Origin of the sequence: Nonomuraea mesophila (assembly GCF_004352805.1) — a bacterium.
Lineage (GTDB): Bacteria > Actinomycetota > Actinomycetes > Streptosporangiales > Streptosporangiaceae > Nonomuraea > Nonomuraea longispora.
In genome coordinates this window covers 16,969-33,784 of record NZ_SMLD01000022.1, presented here as the reverse complement: position 1 = coordinate 33,784, position 16,816 = coordinate 16,969, and the positions used below count along the sequence as shown (strand labels likewise).

Annotated in this window: 17 protein-coding genes; 10 read left to right on the top strand and 7 right to left on the bottom strand. The window is 70.9% G+C overall.

All coding sequences use genetic code 11. The features are described from left to right. Positions 1-63 precede the first annotated feature (63 nt). Both E1295_RS11500 and E1295_RS11495 read left to right on the top strand, forming a co-directional pair. Positions 64-1,602, top strand: a complete 1,539-nt coding sequence (locus E1295_RS11500; RefSeq protein ID WP_166427185.1) for an ABC transporter substrate-binding protein — start codon at positions 64-66, stop codon at positions 1,600-1,602. A gap of 16 nt (positions 1,603-1,618) precedes the next feature. After that, positions 1,619-2,506 carry an SDR family NAD(P)-dependent oxidoreductase gene (locus E1295_RS11495; RefSeq protein WP_132630237.1) on the top strand — a complete coding sequence of 296 codons (888 nt, stop codon included), beginning with the start codon at positions 1,619-1,621 and terminating at the stop codon, positions 2,504-2,506. A 145-nt stretch (positions 2,507-2,651) separates the two neighbouring features. On the opposite strand, the gene E1295_RS11485 is transcribed toward E1295_RS11495, so the two are convergent. From E1295_RS11485 to E1295_RS11460, 6 genes are read right to left on the bottom strand one after another with little or no spacing between them, the layout of a single operon-like run. Continuing rightward, positions 2,652-3,434: an amidohydrolase family protein gene (locus E1295_RS11485; protein ID WP_220448660.1), complete on the bottom strand. Its 783-nt coding sequence runs from the start codon at positions 3,432-3,434 to the stop codon at positions 2,652-2,654. Positions 3,435-3,454: 20 nt separating this feature from the next. After that, entirely contained in the window at positions 3,455-4,321 is an 867-nt protein-coding gene (locus E1295_RS11480) for an amidohydrolase family protein (protein ID WP_132630235.1), read from the bottom strand. Beyond that, positions 4,318-4,728, bottom strand: a complete 411-nt coding sequence (locus E1295_RS11475; RefSeq protein WP_132630234.1) for a lipocalin-like domain-containing protein — start codon at positions 4,726-4,728, stop codon at positions 4,318-4,320. Before E1295_RS11475 ends, E1295_RS11480 begins: the two co-directional genes overlap by 4 nt. Continuing rightward, the gene (locus E1295_RS11470) at positions 4,725-5,492 is read right to left on the bottom strand and encodes an HpcH/HpaI aldolase family protein (protein WP_132630233.1); all 768 of its coding nucleotides are present in this window, start codon (positions 5,490-5,492) and stop codon (positions 4,725-4,727) included. Before E1295_RS11470 ends, E1295_RS11475 begins: the two co-directional genes overlap by 4 nt. Then, positions 5,489-6,424: a cupin domain-containing protein gene (locus E1295_RS11465; RefSeq protein WP_132630232.1), complete on the bottom strand. Its 936-nt coding sequence runs from the start codon at positions 6,422-6,424 to the stop codon at positions 5,489-5,491. The genes E1295_RS11470 and E1295_RS11465 overlap by 4 nt, the downstream gene beginning before the upstream one ends. A gap of 17 nt (positions 6,425-6,441) precedes the next feature. Beyond that, positions 6,442-7,332: a DUF6282 family protein gene (locus E1295_RS11460; protein ID WP_132630231.1), complete on the bottom strand. Its 891-nt coding sequence runs from the start codon at positions 7,330-7,332 to the stop codon at positions 6,442-6,444. A gap of 192 nt (positions 7,333-7,524) precedes the next feature. Between E1295_RS11460 and E1295_RS11455 the strand changes: the two genes are divergently transcribed. The 5 genes from E1295_RS11455 to E1295_RS11435 are packed head-to-tail and all read left to right on the top strand — an operon-like array spanning position 7,525 to position 12,432. Continuing rightward, positions 7,525-8,319 carry a CoA-transferase subunit beta gene (locus E1295_RS11455; protein ID WP_132630230.1) on the top strand — a complete coding sequence of 265 codons (795 nt, stop codon included), beginning with the start codon at positions 7,525-7,527 and terminating at the stop codon, positions 8,317-8,319. Positions 8,320-8,325: 6 nt separating this feature from the next. Next, positions 8,326-9,171 carry an alpha/beta fold hydrolase gene (locus E1295_RS11450; protein ID WP_132630229.1) on the top strand — a complete coding sequence of 282 codons (846 nt, stop codon included), beginning with the start codon at positions 8,326-8,328 and terminating at the stop codon, positions 9,169-9,171. Continuing rightward, positions 9,171-9,953 (top strand): alpha/beta fold hydrolase, encoded by a 783-nt coding sequence (locus E1295_RS11445; RefSeq protein ID WP_132630228.1) that lies wholly within the window; start codon positions 9,171-9,173, stop codon positions 9,951-9,953. The genes E1295_RS11450 and E1295_RS11445 overlap by 1 nt, the downstream gene beginning before the upstream one ends. A 17-nt stretch (positions 9,954-9,970) precedes the next feature. Further along, positions 9,971-11,554 (top strand): class I adenylate-forming enzyme family protein, encoded by a 1,584-nt coding sequence (locus E1295_RS11440; protein ID WP_132630227.1) that lies wholly within the window; start codon positions 9,971-9,973, stop codon positions 11,552-11,554. Then, on the top strand, positions 11,551-12,432 hold the full coding sequence (locus tag E1295_RS11435; protein WP_132630226.1) for a CoA transferase subunit A: 882 nt from the start codon (positions 11,551-11,553) through the stop codon (positions 12,430-12,432). Before E1295_RS11440 ends, E1295_RS11435 begins: the two co-directional genes overlap by 4 nt. Here E1295_RS11435 and E1295_RS11430 read toward each other — a convergent pair. Continuing rightward, on the bottom strand, positions 12,359-13,441 hold the full coding sequence (locus tag E1295_RS11430) for an aldo/keto reductase (RefSeq protein ID WP_246079980.1): 1,083 nt from the start codon (positions 13,439-13,441) through the stop codon (positions 12,359-12,361). The genes E1295_RS11435 and E1295_RS11430 overlap by 74 nt on opposite strands. Positions 13,442-13,587: 146 nt before the next feature. On the opposite strand from E1295_RS11430, the gene E1295_RS11425 reads away from it, so the two are divergent. The 3 genes from E1295_RS11425 (at position 13,588) to E1295_RS11415 (ending at position 16,797) form a co-directional block, all read left to right on the top strand. Then, entirely contained in the window at positions 13,588-15,090 is a 1,503-nt protein-coding gene (locus E1295_RS11425; RefSeq protein ID WP_132630225.1) for an aldehyde dehydrogenase family protein, read from the top strand. A 27-nt stretch (positions 15,091-15,117) separates the two neighbouring features. Next, positions 15,118-16,203 (top strand): alcohol dehydrogenase catalytic domain-containing protein, encoded by a 1,086-nt coding sequence (locus tag E1295_RS11420; protein ID WP_132630224.1) that lies wholly within the window; start codon positions 15,118-15,120, stop codon positions 16,201-16,203. A 90-nt stretch (positions 16,204-16,293) separates the two neighbouring features. Beyond that, positions 16,294-16,797 carry a VOC family protein gene (locus tag E1295_RS11415; RefSeq protein WP_132630223.1) on the top strand — a complete coding sequence of 168 codons (504 nt, stop codon included), beginning with the start codon at positions 16,294-16,296 and terminating at the stop codon, positions 16,795-16,797. Positions 16,798-16,816: the final 19 nt, after the last annotated feature.

The following is a 16,816-nucleotide window of genomic DNA, read 5'->3' as shown; positions in this document are numbered from 1 at the left end:
TGGTGGGGGCGGGTCGCCAGTCAAACCAGCCAAGCTCGCTTCTGAAATATGGAGGCAAAAGCCGTGAAACGAGCAGCAGTCAAATCGGCCGGCGTGGTCCTCGCCACCGGTCTCGCCCTCTCCGGCTGTGGCGCCGGGACGACCGACCAGCCGTCGTCGAACGCAGCCGGCGCTCCCGACGGTGCGGCCGTCCTGCGCTGGGCCGTGCCGGGCAACCCCACCTCCTTCGACCCCCGCAAGGCCGCCCCGCTGGACCCGGTGTTCCTCGACGTGGTCTACGAATCCCTGATCGGCCGGAGCATGGCCGGTGAGATCGAGCCGGGTCTGGCGACGGAGTGGACGTTCTCGGACGACAACAAGGTGATCACGCTCAAGCTGCGCGAGGGGGTGAAGTTCCACAACGGTGAGGACTTCAACGCCGAGGCCGCCAAGGCGTCGCTGGAGGCGTTCAAGAAGAGCGGCAACCTCGCGTCGGCGCTGTCGGTCCTCGACAAGGTCGAGGCGGTCAGCCCGACCGAGCTGAAACTGACGTTCTCCGAGCCTGCCGGTTACATGATCAGCGTGCTCGCCGGTGAGGCCGGCATCGTGGTCGCGCCCGGTGCGCTCGACGATCCGAGTCTCCCGTCCAAGCCGGTCGGCACCGGAGCCTTCGAGCTCACCTCGCTGGAGGAGGGAAAGGTCTCCTTCAAGAAGTTCGAGGACTACTGGAACGCCGCCGAGACGACCATCGGCGGCGTGGAGATGACCGCCTACTCCGATGAGACGACCCGGCTGCGTGCGGTGAAGTCGGGGCAGGCCGACGGCACCTCGATCAAGCCGGACCAGATCGAGGAGTCCGAGGCGGCGGGCATGACGGTGATCAAGGCCCCCAACACCACCTTCAACGGGATCCTGCTGAACACCAAGCAGCCGGAGCTCAAGAACCCGAAGGTCAGGCAGGCGCTGCTGTACGCCATCGATCGTGAGTCGCTCAACAAGAACCTGTTCGAGAACACCTGCGTCGGCGTGGTGCAGCCGTTCCAGGAGGGCTTCTGGGCGAACGTGCCCGAGCTGAACGACGTGTCCTCCTATTACGACCCGGAGAAGTCCAAGCAGCTCCTGGCCGAGGCAGGCTTCCCGGACGGCATGGAGCTGACGCTGGAGGTCGGCCCCAACACGTCGTACCAGGTGCTGGCCCAGGCGCTGCAGGCACAGCTGAAGGAAGTGGGCATCAAGGCCACGATCAAGGTGCTGGAGTTCCAGCAGATGATCAGCGTCCGCCGGACCGGCAAGTTCACCGCCACAGTGGCGCTGGTGCAGGCCGGGCGGCCCGACCCGACCCAGTTCGTCCAGGACTTCTACATGAAGGGCGGCGCGTACAACCCGGGCGGCTTCTCTCTTGACGGGGTCGGCGAGCTGCTGGCGAAGGCGCGGGCCAGCGAGGACGTCGAGGAACGCAAGGCGCCGATGCAGGAGATCATCAAGAAGGTCGTGGCGGCCGGGCCGCCGGTGATTCCGGTGTGCGGCGTGACCTACGTGGCGGCCTACCGCAAGGGAGTGACCGGTCTCGACGCGCCGGTGATCGGTGACTATGACTTCGCCTCCGTGAAGATCAGCAAATAACGCAGAAAGGAAGCCCATGCGGCTCAAGGACAAGGTGGCCATCGTCACCGGATCAGGGCGTGGCCTCGGCCGTGCGTACGCCGAGGCGCTGGGCGCGGCCGGTGCCGCCGTGGTGGTCAACGACATCGACGCCGACGTCGCCAAGGAGACCGTCGAGGCGATCACCGCAGCCGGAGGCCGTGCCGTCGCCGAGGTGTGCGCGGTCGGCCCCACGGAGTCGGCCGACGCGCTGGTGCGGCGGGCGGTCTCCGAGTTCGGCCGCCTGGACGTGATGTGCACGAACGCCGGCGCGCTGCGTGACCGGACCCTGGCCAAGGTCACGGACGAGGAGTTCGACCTCGTGGTGGACAGCCACGTACGCGGCACCTTCACCTGCGGCCGCGCCGCGGTGCGCCAGTTCCGGGAACAGGGCGGCGGTGGCCGGCTGATCCTGGTCGGCTCGCCGGCCGGTCAGTACGGCAGCTTCGGGCAGACGGCGTACGCCGCGTCCAAGGCGGCCATCATCAGCATGGTGCGGGTGTGGTCGATCGAGACGGCGAAGCTGGGCGTGACCGTGAACGCGATCGTGCCCACCGCGCTGACCAGGATGGCCGCGACCATCCCGGCGCTGACCGAGGTCGTCGCCTCGGTCGAGGCCGGCGGGCCGGTCCCGGCCGACCTGCGCCGGCGCGGCATCGGCAAGGTCGAGGACGTGGCGCCGCTCGTCGTCTACCTGGCCTCCGACGAGTCGGCCGGCGTCACCGGGCAGTACATCGGGTTCGGAGGCGACCGGTTCGCGATCTGGGCGCATCCCAAGGAGGCGTTCGTCACGCACCGCGACGGTGGGTGGAGCGCCGAACAACTCGCCGCCGACTTCGCCGGGTTCTCGGAGCATCTGCAGAGCCACACCCCGCCCCCGAAGTGACCGGCGAGAGCCGCCCCGGCCGGTGCTGGGGTGGCTCGGCCCGGTCGGCCCGGTCGGCCCGGTCGGCCCGGTCGGCCCGGTCGGCCCGGTCGGCCCGGTCGGCGCGGACGCCGTACGCGCTCAGCCGAAGTAGGCCGTACGCGCCTCAGCCGAAGTAGAACGCGTGCGCGGCCAGCGAGATCCGGCGGCGCTGTCCGGCGTCGGGCACGAGGTGGGCGAAGGAGTTCACGGCGTCGCGGTAGGTGACCTGGCGGCGGGCGCCGACGAACGGGGCGTCGCTGCCCCAGAAGACGTGCTCCGGCCCGGCGGCCTCGATCAGGGTCGCCGCGTGGCCGGCCAGGGTGTCAGGGCCGACGCCGAAGCGGTAGCCCGCGGACAGCTTCACCCACACCCTGCCGGTGCCGAGGGCCCGCAGCAGTGCCGCGCCGCCGGGTCCGGCGTAGCCGGATTCCCGGTCAGGATCGCCGAAGTGGTCGACGACGACCTTCACCCCGGAGGCGGTCAGCCGGTCGAGCACCGGCGGCAACCGCTCGCCCTCGATGTTCACTTCGACGTGCCAGTCGAGGTCCGCGACCCGGAACAGCAGCCGCCGGTACGCCGGGTCGGTGAGGTCCGGCAGGTCCGCGAGCCGCCGCCACTGGAACCGGACGCCCACCACGCCGTCCGCCTTCATCCGTTCCAGGACGTACCGATCGGTGGCGGGGTCGACGATGACGGTCCCACGCAGCCGCCCGTGCGCGCGCACCGCGTCGATCGTGTAGTCGTTCAGGTCCCCGAGCAGGCTCATCGCGGAGACCACGCCGTAGCCGACGCCGTGCTCGTCCATCATCGACAGGAACGTCTCCGCCGTCAGCTCGCCCTCGGGCCGGGTCCACGCCCGCGCCGCGAGAGGCAGCGCGCGGGTGAACAGGTGGACATGAGTGTCCACGAGAGGCACGCGGTCGCCCGTCATGGTGTTCCGACGCGGTAGAGCGAGGCCGACGTGCCGCCGAGGACCAGGGCGGCGTCCCGGCCGGACAGGCCGGAGACCGACTCGCGGGCGATCCGCACCATGTCCGCGTACGCGCCGGGGGTCTGGGTGACGTCCGACCCCCACAGCACCCGCTCGGCGCCGAACCGGGAGACCAGCCACTCGACCACGACCGACGGCTTGATCCCCGCCGCGATGTTCCTCGCGAGGTTGAGCGTCGTCACCTTGACGAGGACCTGCGGCAGGTCGGCCAGCGCGAGCAGCCCGTCGGCCCCCGGGTAGGGGGCGGCGCGGTCCGTCTCGACGCTCCCGATGTGATCGACGACGACCGGCGTGCCGGGGAACTCGCGGGTCACCGAGGCGAGCGCCCGCAGGCTCTCGTCGCGGTTCCAGCGGTAGATGTGCAGGCACATCGACAGCCCGAGCTCGCTCGCCTGCCGCCACACCCGGCGGGCCTCCGCGCCGGCGAACCACCCGGTGCCGGGCGTGCCGCCGTGCTGGTTGCCGCCCGGCGAGGTGAGGCGGACGGCCACGGCACCGCGCTTCGCCCAGTGGCGCACCCGCTCCGCCGAGTCCGGCGCCTGCGCGTCGAGCACGCACATGGCGGCGAGCCGGTCAGGGTATCGAGTCGCCGAGTCCACCACGTAGCTGTTGTCGTAGCCGTACACGTGCGCGCGCTGGACGGCGATCGCGCCCGACAACCCGTGCTCCCGCAGCGCGGTGAGCAGCCGCTCCGCGGTCATCGGGTCGTTCCGTACGGCTTCGGCGACCGTGCCGCCGGGCGGGTCGAACGGGTAGGCCGGGTCGTCGGTCACCAGGTGCGCGTGGCCGTCGATCAGGGTCATCGGATGCGCTCCCAGGTGAGGATGGGGGTGGGCGGCCGGCCGGGGGTTCGCTCGGCGCGCAGGATCAGCCGGTCCCCGTCCACGACGGCGAGCCGGACCAGCTCGGCGCCGATCCAGTTGGGGTAGATGGCGGCCTCCACCTGGTGGACGACGCGGTCGCCGGCCCATTCGTAGCGCCCGGCGTACGCGCCGAAGGTCCGTACGGCGGCGAGCTTCTCCGCGTCGGTGGCCCAGCGCCAGTTGGCCGACGCCAGCGGCGGACGGTCGCCGGCCATGTACTGCACCGCCATGTGGCCGTCGGGCCCGTAGATGAGCAGGCCGAGGGGCTTGTCCCCGAGGGGGCGCGCGCCGTCGTCGGGCTCGCCCTCCATCACGTAGTCGACCAGCCGCCAGCTACCGACGATCATGAATCGCCGCCGATCTGCTCACGGAACGCCCGCGCCATCGAATGGGCCGTGCGGGCGAGCATGGTGGCGTCGTTGCCCATGATGAGGAACTGGTGGCCGAGCGCCGCGCTCCTGACGGCCGAGGGCGCGTCCACGCAGGCCGCGCCGCAGGGCTTGCCCGCAGCCGCGGCGGCGGCCCGCGCCCGGTCGAGCGACTCCTTGACCACGGGATCGTTCACGCGGAGCCCGAGGGAGACGGACAGGTCGCCGGCGCCCAGGAACACCGCGTCGATCCCCGGCACCGCGAGGATGCCGGCGGCGGCGTCTATGGCGTCCGGGCTCTCCAACTGAGGGATGCAGACGACGTCCTCGTTGCCGACCCGGAGGTACTCGTCCCGGGGCGTCAGCCCCCATCGGCCCGCGCGGCTGGTTCCGCCCGCGCCCCGCCGGCCGAGGGGCGGGAAGCGGGTGGCCGCGACCACCCGTTCGGCGTCGGCCACCGAGTCGACGTGGGGGACCAGGATGCCCCGCGCGCCGGCGTCGAGGACCCGCTGGATGGTCGAGCCCTGGTGATCGGGCACGCGGACCAGGGGGTCGACGCCGTAGGCCGTGGCGAGGTTGATCATCCGGGCCGCGAGGGTGAGATCGAGCGGGGAGTGTTCGAGATCGATGACCACGAAGTCGAATCCGGCGCCGGCCATGATGTCGACGCTCTCGGTGGTCGCCAGCTTGATCCAGGTGCCCAGCCGTGGCGCCTGCGCGGAGGCGTTCGCGAAGAAGGTCATGCCGGCGTGATGTGCTCGGGGGCGGGGTACTCGTCGGCGTTGAGCACCCATCCGGCCTTGGCGGAGAAGTCCGCGCGCGGTGGGCTGAAGATGTCGATGAGCAGGTGGGCGCCCTCGCCGACCGCCTGACTGGTGTGCTCGGTGGGCGGCGGGATGATCGCGACCGAGGGGCTGCCGACGGCCGCGTGCTCGTCGGCGCGCCACTGTGAGCGCTTCGACGTCCAGGGCGTCCGTACGTGATGGATGTAGTCGCCGGCGACGGTCAGCGAGCACTGCTCGAAGTCGTCGTGGTGATGGGGGGAGAGCCGGTCGGGATTGCGCGGGCCGTACCTGGGGTCGCCGAAGTTGACCATGAACGCGCTGGACCGGAAGATGCGGCCGAACCGGCCGGGCTCCAGCGGATGGTCGGCGTTCCGGTAGACGCGCAGGCGGTGTCCGGCGGGCGGGTCGGGCCACGGCTGCAGCAGGGCGACGCGCGGATGGTCCTCGGCGTACGCCGCGGCGTTGCCGCAGCGCGCGAGGAGGTCGGTGGTCCGGACGTCGAACAGGCGGACCAGGTCGGCGTCGCCGTGGGAGCTGAGGTGGCTGTCGCCGGGCGGCACGATGACCACGCCGCGCCCGGTCACCTCCTGGCTCTCGGCCCCGGCCGTCACGTCGATCGTGATGTCGTCGTGGGGCAGGACGATGACGTACTCCTCCCGCTGCGCGGTCGCGTCGCGGCGCAGCGTGTCACCGGCGACCAGGCGGGTGAAGGCGAGCACGAAGTTCTGGGCGCGCACGTACCAGGTCCTGCTGCCGAGCTCCGTGACCTCGTCCGGCGGCAGCGTCAGGAACTCGTAGGTGGCGAGCGCGGCGATGGGGGCGTGCGGATCCGTCGTGCTCGTGGTCGCGTTCGTGTTGAGGGCCGCACGCGGATCGTTGGGGCTGTACATGTGATTCGTCCTTACGGTCAGTCGTCCAGGCCGAGCAGGTACGACGGGTTGACGCGGACCATCTGCCGCAGGTCCTTCTCGGGCAGCCCGAGATCCAGCAGGGCGGACCCGACCCGGATGAAGGAGTCGACGGGCATCGGGCGGCCGACCTGGCCCAGGTCGGAGGCGAGCACGGTGTGCTCGGGCCCGATCCGTTCGATCCAGTCCATCAGCACGTCCGGGCCGCCGCGCGCCTGGGCGACCTCGGAGTCGTACATGCTGGTCTCGTGCTCGATGTAGGCGCCGAGTTCGATGAAGTCCTTGCACTGCGCGGGGTCGGAGCCGATCACGAAGTTCGGATGGCTGACCACCAGCCGCCGGACTCCCGCGTCGCGCGCGGCGGTGAAGACCTCCCTGATGTCGTCGGGGGCCATGTGCCCGGCTGAGAGCAGCGCCCCGGTCTCGGCGACGACCTTGATGACCTGGCCGACCTCGGGGATCAGCTCGCCGTCGGGGCCGCGGACGTCGACCTGGGTCGTGGTCAGCGGGATCGTCGGCTTGGGGAAGCCACCGCCGGCCTTGTGGTGTGCGACGTGCGCGCGGGAGGAGATGGTGGGGAACCAGACGCATCGTCCGCCCATTCGCAGGCACATCTCCACGGCGTGCGGGTTGATGCCGCCGACCTGGTTGTTCAGCGCGATGCCGCCGTAGACGGCGGTGCTCACGCCGGCCAGGCGGTCACCCATTGCGAGGAGGTCCATCACCGTGTTGTGGTGATGGGACTTCGCCAGGAAGGCGCGCATGCCCAGCCGCTCGCCGTCCTTGGCGGCCTGGACGTGGTCGAACGCGCGTGGCAGCGGGTTGGGCCCGGAGTGGCAGTGCAGGTCGACAAGGCCGTGCAGGATTCGCTCGATAGCGGGTCGGGTCATCGTTCTTCCTCCTGCGCGGTGGCCACCGGCCAGGCGCGATGACCCTTGACAGGACCACCGCCACGAGAGCATTGTTACAAATTACGGACTTACTGTACGATAAATGCGACTCGCCGCTCTGACAAGTACTTGTCGCGGCGAGATGTCCAGCGCGATGCGCTGCGCTGTCGCTTGAACCCGATTGGGGGCCACGTGCCGGAGGCGACCTACACCTGGGCGGAGATGATGGCGATCTCCATCTCGCACGAGATGGCCGACGGTGCCTTCGGCTCCGTGGGCGCCGCATCGCACATTCCCGCCGCCGGGCTGCGCCTGGCGCAGCTCACGCACGCGCCCAACCTGTCCTTCTTCTGCGGGGGCAGCGGCGCGATGAACCCGAAGATCCAGCGGTTGACCGAGTCCTCGGCCGACTACCGCAACCTCGTGACCAGCGAATATCACTTCAGCCTCGACGACGTCGTGGACTTCGAGACCGCGATGCGCTTCGACTTCGCGTTCCTCGGCGGCATGCAGATCGACAAGCACGGCAACCTGAACATGGCCATGATCGGCGACTGGCACAGACCGAAGGTGCGCGGTCCCGGCACCATCGGCCTGATCTTCCTCGGCGGTTTCAAGACCAGCTACATCTACACCCAGCACCACAACCCGAAGATCTTCGTCGACAAGGTCGACTTCGTCAGCGGCGCCGGCTGGCTCGACGGCGGCGACGCCCGCTCCAAGGTCTTCCGCCCGGAGTCCGACGGTCCCCGGCGGGTATTCACCCCCTTGGGCGTGTTCGACTTCGAGCCGGAGAGCAAGCGGATGCGCCTGATGAAGGTCCACCCGTGGAGCAGCATCGAGAAGATCCAGGCGGCGACCGGATTCGAGCTGCTGGTCGCCGACGACGTACAGACCGTCGGCGCCCCCAGCGACGAGGAGCTCACCCTGCTCCGGACCCAGGTCGATCGCGATGGTGTGCTGCGCCGCTACCCAGCCGTGGTCTGAGCGCTCATGAGCTTCAACGATCGGTACGTCGTCGCCGACGGCTGCACGACCCACTATCTGGAAGCCGGGGACGGTCCTCCGCTGATCCTCCTGCACGGCGGCGAGTACGGCGCCTCCGCACGGCTCACCTGGGAGAACTGCGTCCCGGCGCTGGCCGAGCACCATCGCGTGCTGGCGCTCGACTTCGTCGGCTTCGGGCACAGCGACAAGCTGCGCGACTTCGGCGGCCAGCGCCGGCTCATGCTGCGGCAGGTCGCCGGCGTGCTGCGCACCCTGCGCATCGACTCGGCCGACTTCATCGGCACCTCACTCAGCGGGCGGATGCTGCTCGACGTCGCCAACCGGCCGTCGCCCCAGTGGCCGATCCGCTCGATGGTCGTGGTGGGCACCGGACTGGCCGCCCCGGTGGCGCAGGCCCGCGCCGTACTGGAGGACTTCGACGGCACACTCGACGGCCTGCGCCCGTCGATGGACGTCCTCTTCCACGACCCGCGCTGGAAGCACAGCGAGGACTACCTGCGCCGCCGCCATGAGTACTGCATGGTCCCGGGCGCGTGGGAGACCGCCGCGGCGGGCAGCCTGCGCGCGCCGGGACGTGACAGCGGCGAACGACGGCCGCACGTGCGCCCGCCCGCTCGCGACTACGGGCGCGTCGCCGTGCCCACCCTCCTCGTCCGGGGGCAGCACGACCGGCTGGTGCCGCCGCTGACCTGGCAGGAACTGGCGGCGCAGATCCCTGACGTGCGGACCGAGACGATCGGCGGCAGCGGTCACTACCCGCAGATCGAGCGCTCGGCCAAGTTCGTCGAGGTGGCGCTCGGGTTTCTCGCGCGAACGAAGGCGGAGGCGTGATGGCTGACGTATATCTGGAGTCCGGCGGCGAGGACGGCCCCGCGGTGCTCTTCCTGCACGGCTCCGGCGCGTCCGGAGCCGTGTGGAGACCGGTGCTGGAGCGGCTCGGCGAGCGCGGCACCCGATGCCGGTGGCTGGTCGCCGACCTGCCGGGGCACGGCCGCTCCGGCCATCGTCAGGACTATTCGCCGGAGAGTTACGCCGACGCCGTGGCCGGCGCGGTGGCCGGCGCGCTCACCGGAGTCCAGGGCCCGGTGACCGTCGTGGGCCACTCGCTCGGCGGGATGGTCGGGATGACCCTCGCGGACCGGACCCGCGGCATCACGGTCGGCTCCCTCGCGGTGGTCGCGATGAAGGTCGCCTGGACCGAGGAGGAGCTGACCCGGCGGGCCGCGACGGCCGAGCGGCCGGTCCGGGTCTTCCCCGGCGAGGAGCAGGCGCGCGAGCTGTTCGGGCGGGTGTCCGGGATGACCGGGCCCCCGTTCACCGACGAGGATCGCGCCACCGGGGTCACGGCCCGCGACGGCGGCTACGGGCTCTCCGGCGATCCGGGCATCGCCAAGGCCGGCCCGGCCACCGGTCCTGAGCTGGCCGCCCGCATGTGCCGGGTGACCTGCCCGGTCGAGCTGGCCTGCGGTGACCGCGATCCCGGCATCGACCCGGCGGACATGGCCGAGGTGCTCGGGCACTCGGTCACCGTACTGCCCGGCGTGGGGCACAACGTCCACATCGAGCGCCCCGACCTCATCGCCGACCTGGTCGAGCGGGCACTCGGCCGCTGACCGACGAACGGACACGCATGCGAATCGAGAACCTGCTGCGGCAGAACGCGGTACGACGAGGCCCGCTGCCCGCAGTCATCTGCGACCAGGCCCAGCTGTCCTGGGCCGAGCTGGACATCGAGACCAACCGGCTGGCCAACGCGCTGATCGGGCTCGGATACCGCGCGCAGGAGAGGATCGCGCTGGTGATGTCCAACTGCCATCACATCGTGACCGCCTTCCACGGCGCGTGGAAGGCCAACCTGGTCACCGTGGGGATCAACACCCGGCTGACCGCACCCGAGATCGCCCGCATCCTCACCCACTCGGGCGCGTCCGCCATCATCTGTGACACCCCCGCCGCGGTCGAGGCGGCCACGCAGGTGCCGGGCATCCGCGGCATCTACACCATCGGCCTGGGCGACGACGAGCAGGGATCGTTCGCGCACCTGGTCGCCTCCGGCGACCCGGGCGAGGTGCCCGAGATGGGCACGGGCGACGAACTGCGCTCGCTGCGCTACACCAGCGGCACCACCGGCGCGTCCAAGGGCTGCATGGCCACGCACGACCAGCAGCTCGCCAGCACCGCCAACTACCTGTGCGAGGTCAACGTGCCGCGCGGCGGCCCCACCTGGATCTCGGTGCCGCTGACGCTGGGGGTCGGCGCGTCCTTCGTGACGACCACCGCCTACCTCGGCGTCCCGCTGCTGCTGCGCAGGCGCTTCGACCCGGCCGCGTTCGTCGACGACATCGACAGGTTCGGGGTCGAGCACGCCTTCCTGGTGCCGACCATGCTGGTCGACCTGGTGCGGGCGCTGCCCGAGCTCGACCTCGCGCGCGCGAGCGCGCTCGAACTGGTCGGGTACGGCGGCGCGTCGGTGTCGTGGAGCCTGATCCGGTCCCTGGCGGAGGCGTTGGACCTGGAGTTCTACCACGCGTTCGGGGCGACGGAGGCGGGGGGTTTCGTGGCGCTGCTCACCCCGGACGACCACCGTAATTTCCTGCGCACCGAGGCCACCTCGATCGTCCCGGTGGGCCGGCCTGCCGCGTTCGCCGAGGTCAGGATCTTCGACGCCGAGGACCGCGAGGTGGCCGTACGGGAGACCGGCGAGATGCGGATCCGGGCGGCCAGCGTGTTCTCCGGCTACTGGAGTCAGCCGGAGGTGACCCGCGCGGTGCTCAAGGACGGCTGGCTCCGGCTCGGCGACATGGCCTGGCGGGACGAGCGCGGCTACATCTACCTCGCCGACCGGGCGCAGGGCGTCATCCGGTCGGGGGCGCAGAACGTGTACGCCGGTGAGGTCGAGGCGGTGCTGCAGGCCTGCCCCGGCGTGGCCCGCGCCGCGGTGATCGGCGTGCCGCACGAGCGGTTCGGCGAGTCGGTCAAGGCGCTGGTGCAGCGGGCGCCGGACGCGGCGCTGACGGAGCAGCAGGTCCTCGACTACTGCGCCGAACGGCTGGCCGGCTACAAGCGGCCACGCGAGGTCGAGTTCGTGAGCGACCTGCCGGTCGACGAGGGCGGCAAGATCAGGAGGGCCGAGCTGAAGCGCGTCACCGGGACGCGGCTGCTCGGCGAGGCGACCACCGGCGGCGACGCCGCGGTTAAGGAGTTCAGGCGATGAGCGCGAACAAGGTGACGACCCCCGAGGAAGCGGTCGCCGGCATCCCCGACGGAGCCACGATCGCGCTGGGCGGCGTGCACTCCCACAACGGCCCGATGGCACTGGTGAACGCGCTGATCCGGCGCGGGGCCAGGGACCTGGAGCTGATCCCGACGCCGAGCGCGGGTCCGCCCGTGGACATGCTCATCGCCGCCGGCTGTGTCAAACGGCTGCACGTGTCCTATGTCGGGCTGGAGTTCCTCGGCATGGCGCCGAACTACCGCCGGGCCGCGGAGAGCCAGTCGATCGAGATCGTCGAGGGTGACGAGGCGTACATCGTCTACGGCTTCCGCGCCGGCGCGAGCATGCTGCCGTTCCTGCCGCTTCCCCCGCTGTACGAGGGCACCGACCTGCCCAAGGTCAACAAGGACGTCCGGACGACGACCGATCCGTACACCGGGCGTACCGTGACCACGATTCCCGCGCTGCGGGCGGACTACGGACTGTTCCACGCGCAGGTCACCGACCGGAAGGGCAACGCGCAGATCTTCGGCCAGCGGCGGTTCGAGGACGTGATGGCGAAGGCGAGCGACCACGTCATCATCAGCTCGGACGAGATCCTGGACGAGTACGCTCCGGCCCCTGACCCGCGCCTGGTGTCCATCCCCGGCGCGATCGTGGACCACGTCGCCCACGCGCCCTACGGCTCATATCCGCTGTCCTCCCCGGGGCACTACGCCTACGACCGGGAGCGGCTGGTGGAGTACCGGGATCTCGCCGCCCAGGACCGCACCAAGGAGTACCTGGACGAGTACGTGTTCGGGGTCAAGGACCACCAGGAATATCTGGACAAGGTGGGCGCCCGGCGGCTGCTGGGTCTCCAGCAGACGTTCCGCTGAGCGGGGCCGGCGCGGGTCCCGGGCCGGGGAAGATGGCGTCGAGGCGGTCGAGCGTCCTGTCGTCCAGGTTCACCTCGAAGGCGCGGGTGGAGGCGTCGAGCTGGGCCAGGGTGCGCGGCCCGATGATCGGCGCGGTCACGCCGGGGCGGCCCAGCAGCCAGGCCATCGCGACGTCGGCGGGGCTCTCGCCGAGCTCGTCGCACAGGTCCTCGAAGGCCTGGACGGCGGCGCGGTGCCGGTCCAGCTTGATCAGTCGCCTGCCTCGGTGGGTGGCCACCTTGGCGCCGGGCAGCGGGGCGCCCATCCGGTTCTCCCGCTCCTTGCGCAGGATCCCGCCGAGCAGGCCGGCGTCGAGCGGCGACCACGGCATCATGCCGACGCCGTAGTGCGCGCAGGCGGGCAGGACCTCCAGTTCGGCGGTGCGTTCGAGCAGGTTGTAGATGGTCTGCTCGCTGACCAGGCCCAGGTGACCGCGCCGGGCGGCGGCCTCCTGCCCGGCGGCGATGTGCCAGCCGGGGTGGTTCGAGGAGCCGACGTAGACGATCTTGCCCTGGGTCCTGAGGACGTCCATCGCCTCCCAGATCTCCTCCCACGGGGTCGATCGGTCGATGTGGTGCATCTGGTAGATGTCGATGTGGTCCGTGTTCAGCCGCCGTAGCGACGCCTCGCAGGCCCGCCTGATGTGCAGCGCGGACAGGCCGGCGTCGTTCGGCCAGGCGGACATGCGGCCGTACAGCTTGGTGCTGAGCACCGTGCGTTCGCGGCGGCCCCCGCCGGTGGACAGCCACCGGCCGATGATCTGCTCGGTCAGCCCTTCACCGAACTGCCAGCCGTACACGTCCGAGGTGTCGATCAGGTTGATCCCCAGCTCGTGGGCGCGATCCATGATCTGGAACGCGTCCTCCTCGGTGGTCTGGGTGCCGAAGTTGTCCGTGCCGAGCACCAGACGGCTGACGGTCAGACCGCTGCGACCGAGTTGGGTGAACTCCACGAGATCTCCAGATTCCATTTATCGGACGATGAGTCCTATATTTGAATTTCGATGGTAGCGTTCCGGTGCAGACGAGGTAAAGAGCGCTGGTCCGGCAGGCAGTCACGGTTCTGGCCGCATCTGGACCTGGGCCATGGCACAGATCTGCCCAAGGAGACTCCTCGATGAGCACCAACCTGTCCGAGCACATCGCCGTCGCGGAGTTGCCGGCGGCGCACAGCTTCGCCGGAGGGGAGCTGCGCGGTGGCGGCGGAGAGGTCTTCCCGACCTGTCATCCGGGTGACGGCTCGCTGATCGCACAGGTCGAGGCGGCCACGGCCGGGTTCGTCGAGGAAGCCGTCGCGGGCGCGGTCGCGGCTCAGCCCGCCTGGGCGCGCACCTCCCCGCACGAACGCGCGCGGATCCTGCGCACGGCCGCCGACCTGATCGAGGCGCAGGCCGTACGACTCGTCCACCTGATCGCGCTGGACAACGGCAAGACGACGGCGGAGGCGCGCGGCGACGTCTTCGTGGCGGCGGCCCACCTGCGTGCCGCGGCGGGGTGGGCGCCCACCCTCGAAGGCGGCACCCTGCCCGCGGACGGCTCCACGCTGCGGATGACCTTCAGGGAGCCGGTGGGGGTGGTGGCGGCGGTCATCCCGTTCAACACCACCTTCATGTTCGCGGCGCAGAAGGCCGGCCCGGCGCTGGCGGCGGGCAACGCGATCGTGATCAAGGCCCCCGAGCTCAGCCCGCTGGCGGCGCCCGTGTTCGCCGAGATCCTCACGGCCGCCGGACTCCCCGGCGGCCTCGTCCAGGTGCTCCAGGGCGCGGGAGAGGTCGGCCGCCGCCTGGTCGAGCACCCCGGGGTGAACATGGTGTCGTTCACCGGCAGCACCGCGGTCGGCCGGCAGGTGATGGGCTCGGCGGCGGACGGGATGAAACGCGTCCTGCTGGAACTCGGCGGCAAGTCAGCGAACATCGTCTACGCCGACGCGAACCTGGACGCCGCCCTGCACGCCACGGTCGGCGGCATCTTCCGCAACGCCGGGCAACGATGTTTCTCCGGCTCCCGGCTCCTGGTCGAGGAGCCGATCGCGGACGCGTTCGTCGAACAGGTCGCCGACGTGGCGCGCTCGATCAGGGTCGGCGACCCGTTCGCGCCGGACACCCAGCTGGGCGCGCTGATCTCGGCCGGCGAGGCCGCCAGGGTCCGCGCGATGATCGACACGGCGGTGGAGCAGGGGGCGCGCGTCCTGGCGGGCGGTGATCGGCCGCCCGGCGTCCATCCCGCCGGCGCGTTCGTCGCGCCGACCGTGCTGGAGATCCCCTCCGGGCTGCCGCGCGTGCCCGCCATCGTGTACGACGAGGTCTTCGGACCGGTGCTCACGGTCCAGCGGTTCAGCGGCACGGAGCAGGCCGTCGCGCTCGCCAACGACTCGCCCTTCGGCCTGGTCGGCGGCTGCTGGACCCGTGACCTGGACCGGGCGCTGACGACCGCCAGGGCGGTGCGATCCGGCTATTTCTGGATCAATTCGTATGGGGCGCTCGCGCTGGACGCCCCCATCGGCGGCGTCGGCCTGTCAGGGCTCGGCCGGGAGCTCGGCCGGGTGGGGCACGAGGCGTACACGGAGCTCAAGACGGTGATCGTGGACACCGCCGCGGCCGACGCGCCCCGCTGGTACTGACCTTCAGCCCGACCCCAGGAGTGATCCATGTCCGAGCACTACCAAGGCGCCGTCGTCCGGGAGGCGCACGGGCCACTGAGCTTCGAGGACATCCCGCTGCGGGACCTGACCGGCGACGAGGTGCTGATCAGGGTGACCGCCTGCGGGCTGTGCCACAGCGACGTGCACTTCATGCACGGCACGTCCGGAACGGACTTCCCCTACCTGGTCGGCCATGAGGTGGCCGGCGTCGTCGAGGCCCTGGGACCGGACGCGACGGGCGTCGCGCCGGGTGAGAGCGTCGTCGTCGCGCCGATGGTGGCCTGCGGAGACTGCAGGCACTGCCGTTCGGGACGGCCGGAGGCGTGCGCGTCGAAGCTGCCGCGCCGGCCGAAGGTCACCCTCGGCGACGGCGCCGACGCGACCCCGGTGCTCGGCGTCGGCGGCCTGGCCGAACGGGTCATCGTCCCCGCCCGGCAGGCGGTCGCGATCGACCCGAGGGTGCCGCCGCGCGTCGCCGCGCTGCTCGGCTGCGGCGTGCCCAGCGGCTTCGGCGCGGCCGTCAACACCGCGGAGACCGGGCCGGCCGACGACGTGGTGGTCATCGGCTGCGGTGGCGTGGGGATCGCGGCCATCGCCGGGGCCGCGTACGCGCGGGCGCGGCGGATCATCGCGATCGACACCAATCCCGGCAAACTCGCCGTCGCCGAACGGTTCGGTGCCACCCACCTCATCGACGCGTCCCAGGAGGGCCCCGGCGAACGCGTCCGCGAGTTGACCGACGGCCTGGGCGCGGACGTCGTCCTGGACGCGGTAGGCGGGCCCGCCACCTTCGCGACGGCCGACGGCCTGCGGGCCCCCGGCTCGCGACTGGTGATCGTCGGCGCCCCCAAGCAGGGAGACGTGGCCGAGGTGCCGCTGCGCCGGCTGTTCCTGACCGGAGGGTCGATCAGGGTCTCCATCTGGGGAGACTGCGTCGCGGCACGGGACCTGCCGCTGCTCGCGAACCTCTATCTGGAGGGCCGCCTGCCGCTGGACGAGTACGTCTCGGGGACGTTCGAGCTCGCCGACGCGCAGAAGGGTTACGACCGGCTGCTGGCAGGAGAGGCGCTGCGCAGCGTGGTCGTTCCCTGAGGCCGTGGTTGACAAGTTGACATCCACGGCCGGACAATCGATTCAAATTCCGGACGAGTTGTCCGATAATTGACACACACTGAGGATCAGATGATGGCGACAGCCGATCTCCGCGCACCGCGCTCGCTCAACCACATCGCCTATCCGACGTGGGACTCCCAAGCCACGCACGACTTCTACACCGAGGTCCTCAAGTGCGAGCTGCTCACCGCGATCCAGCTGGACGAGGTGCCTTCCAACGGAGCCCGCACGCCCTACCTGCACACCTTCTTCGGGCTCGGCGACGGCAGCGCCATCGCCTTCTTCGAGGTCGAGGACATGCCCGACCCCGGACCCGACTCGGTGCCCTCCTGGGTGCGGCACATCGCACTCAACGTCGACTCCATGGAGGAGCTCAACGAGTGGAAGGCGCACTTCGCGGCCAAGGGCGTGGAGACGGTGGGCATCGTCGACCATGACGGGGTCTGGGAGTCGCTGTACCTCTTCGACCCGAACGGGATCCGGGTCGAGCTGACGTTCCAGACCCGCCCTCTCGACGACGCCGACGCGCGCGCGGGCGTCGAGACGCTGCGGAAGTGGACCGCGCGCGGGTAGCGCTCAGCCCGCCGATCCC

Excerpts from the sequence above, each read along its gene's own strand:
- E1295_RS11495 (WP_132630237.1), top strand. The coding sequence starts at position 1,619 with ATGCGGCTCAAGGACAAGGTGGCCATCGTCACCGGATCAGGGCGTGGC.
- E1295_RS11480 (WP_132630235.1), bottom strand. The coding sequence starts at position 4,321 with ATGACCCTGATCGACGGCCACGCGCACCTGGTGACCGACGACCCGGCC.
- E1295_RS11475 (WP_132630234.1), bottom strand. The coding sequence starts at position 4,728 with ATGATCGTCGGTAGCTGGCGGCTGGTCGACTACGTGATGGAGGGCGAG.
- E1295_RS11470 (WP_132630233.1), bottom strand. The coding sequence starts at position 5,492 with ATGACCTTCTTCGCGAACGCCTCCGCGCAGGCGCCACGGCTGGGCACC.
- E1295_RS11465 (WP_132630232.1), bottom strand. The coding sequence starts at position 6,424 with ATGTACAGCCCCAACGATCCGCGTGCGGCCCTCAACACGAACGCGACC.
- E1295_RS11460 (WP_132630231.1), bottom strand. The coding sequence starts at position 7,332 with ATGACCCGACCCGCTATCGAGCGAATCCTGCACGGCCTTGTCGACCTG.
- E1295_RS11450 (WP_132630229.1), top strand. The coding sequence starts at position 8,326 with ATGAGCTTCAACGATCGGTACGTCGTCGCCGACGGCTGCACGACCCAC.
- E1295_RS11445 (WP_132630228.1), top strand. The coding sequence starts at position 9,171 with ATGGCTGACGTATATCTGGAGTCCGGCGGCGAGGACGGCCCCGCGGTG.
- E1295_RS11440 (WP_132630227.1), top strand. The coding sequence starts at position 9,971 with ATGCGAATCGAGAACCTGCTGCGGCAGAACGCGGTACGACGAGGCCCG.
- E1295_RS11435 (WP_132630226.1), top strand. The coding sequence starts at position 11,551 with ATGAGCGCGAACAAGGTGACGACCCCCGAGGAAGCGGTCGCCGGCATC.
- E1295_RS11430 (WP_246079980.1), bottom strand. The coding sequence starts at position 13,441 with ATGGAATCTGGAGATCTCGTGGAGTTCACCCAACTCGGTCGCAGCGGT.
- E1295_RS11425 (WP_132630225.1), top strand. The coding sequence starts at position 13,588 with ATGAGCACCAACCTGTCCGAGCACATCGCCGTCGCGGAGTTGCCGGCG.
- E1295_RS11420 (WP_132630224.1), top strand. The coding sequence starts at position 15,118 with ATGTCCGAGCACTACCAAGGCGCCGTCGTCCGGGAGGCGCACGGGCCA.
- E1295_RS11415 (WP_132630223.1), top strand. The coding sequence starts at position 16,294 with ATGATGGCGACAGCCGATCTCCGCGCACCGCGCTCGCTCAACCACATC.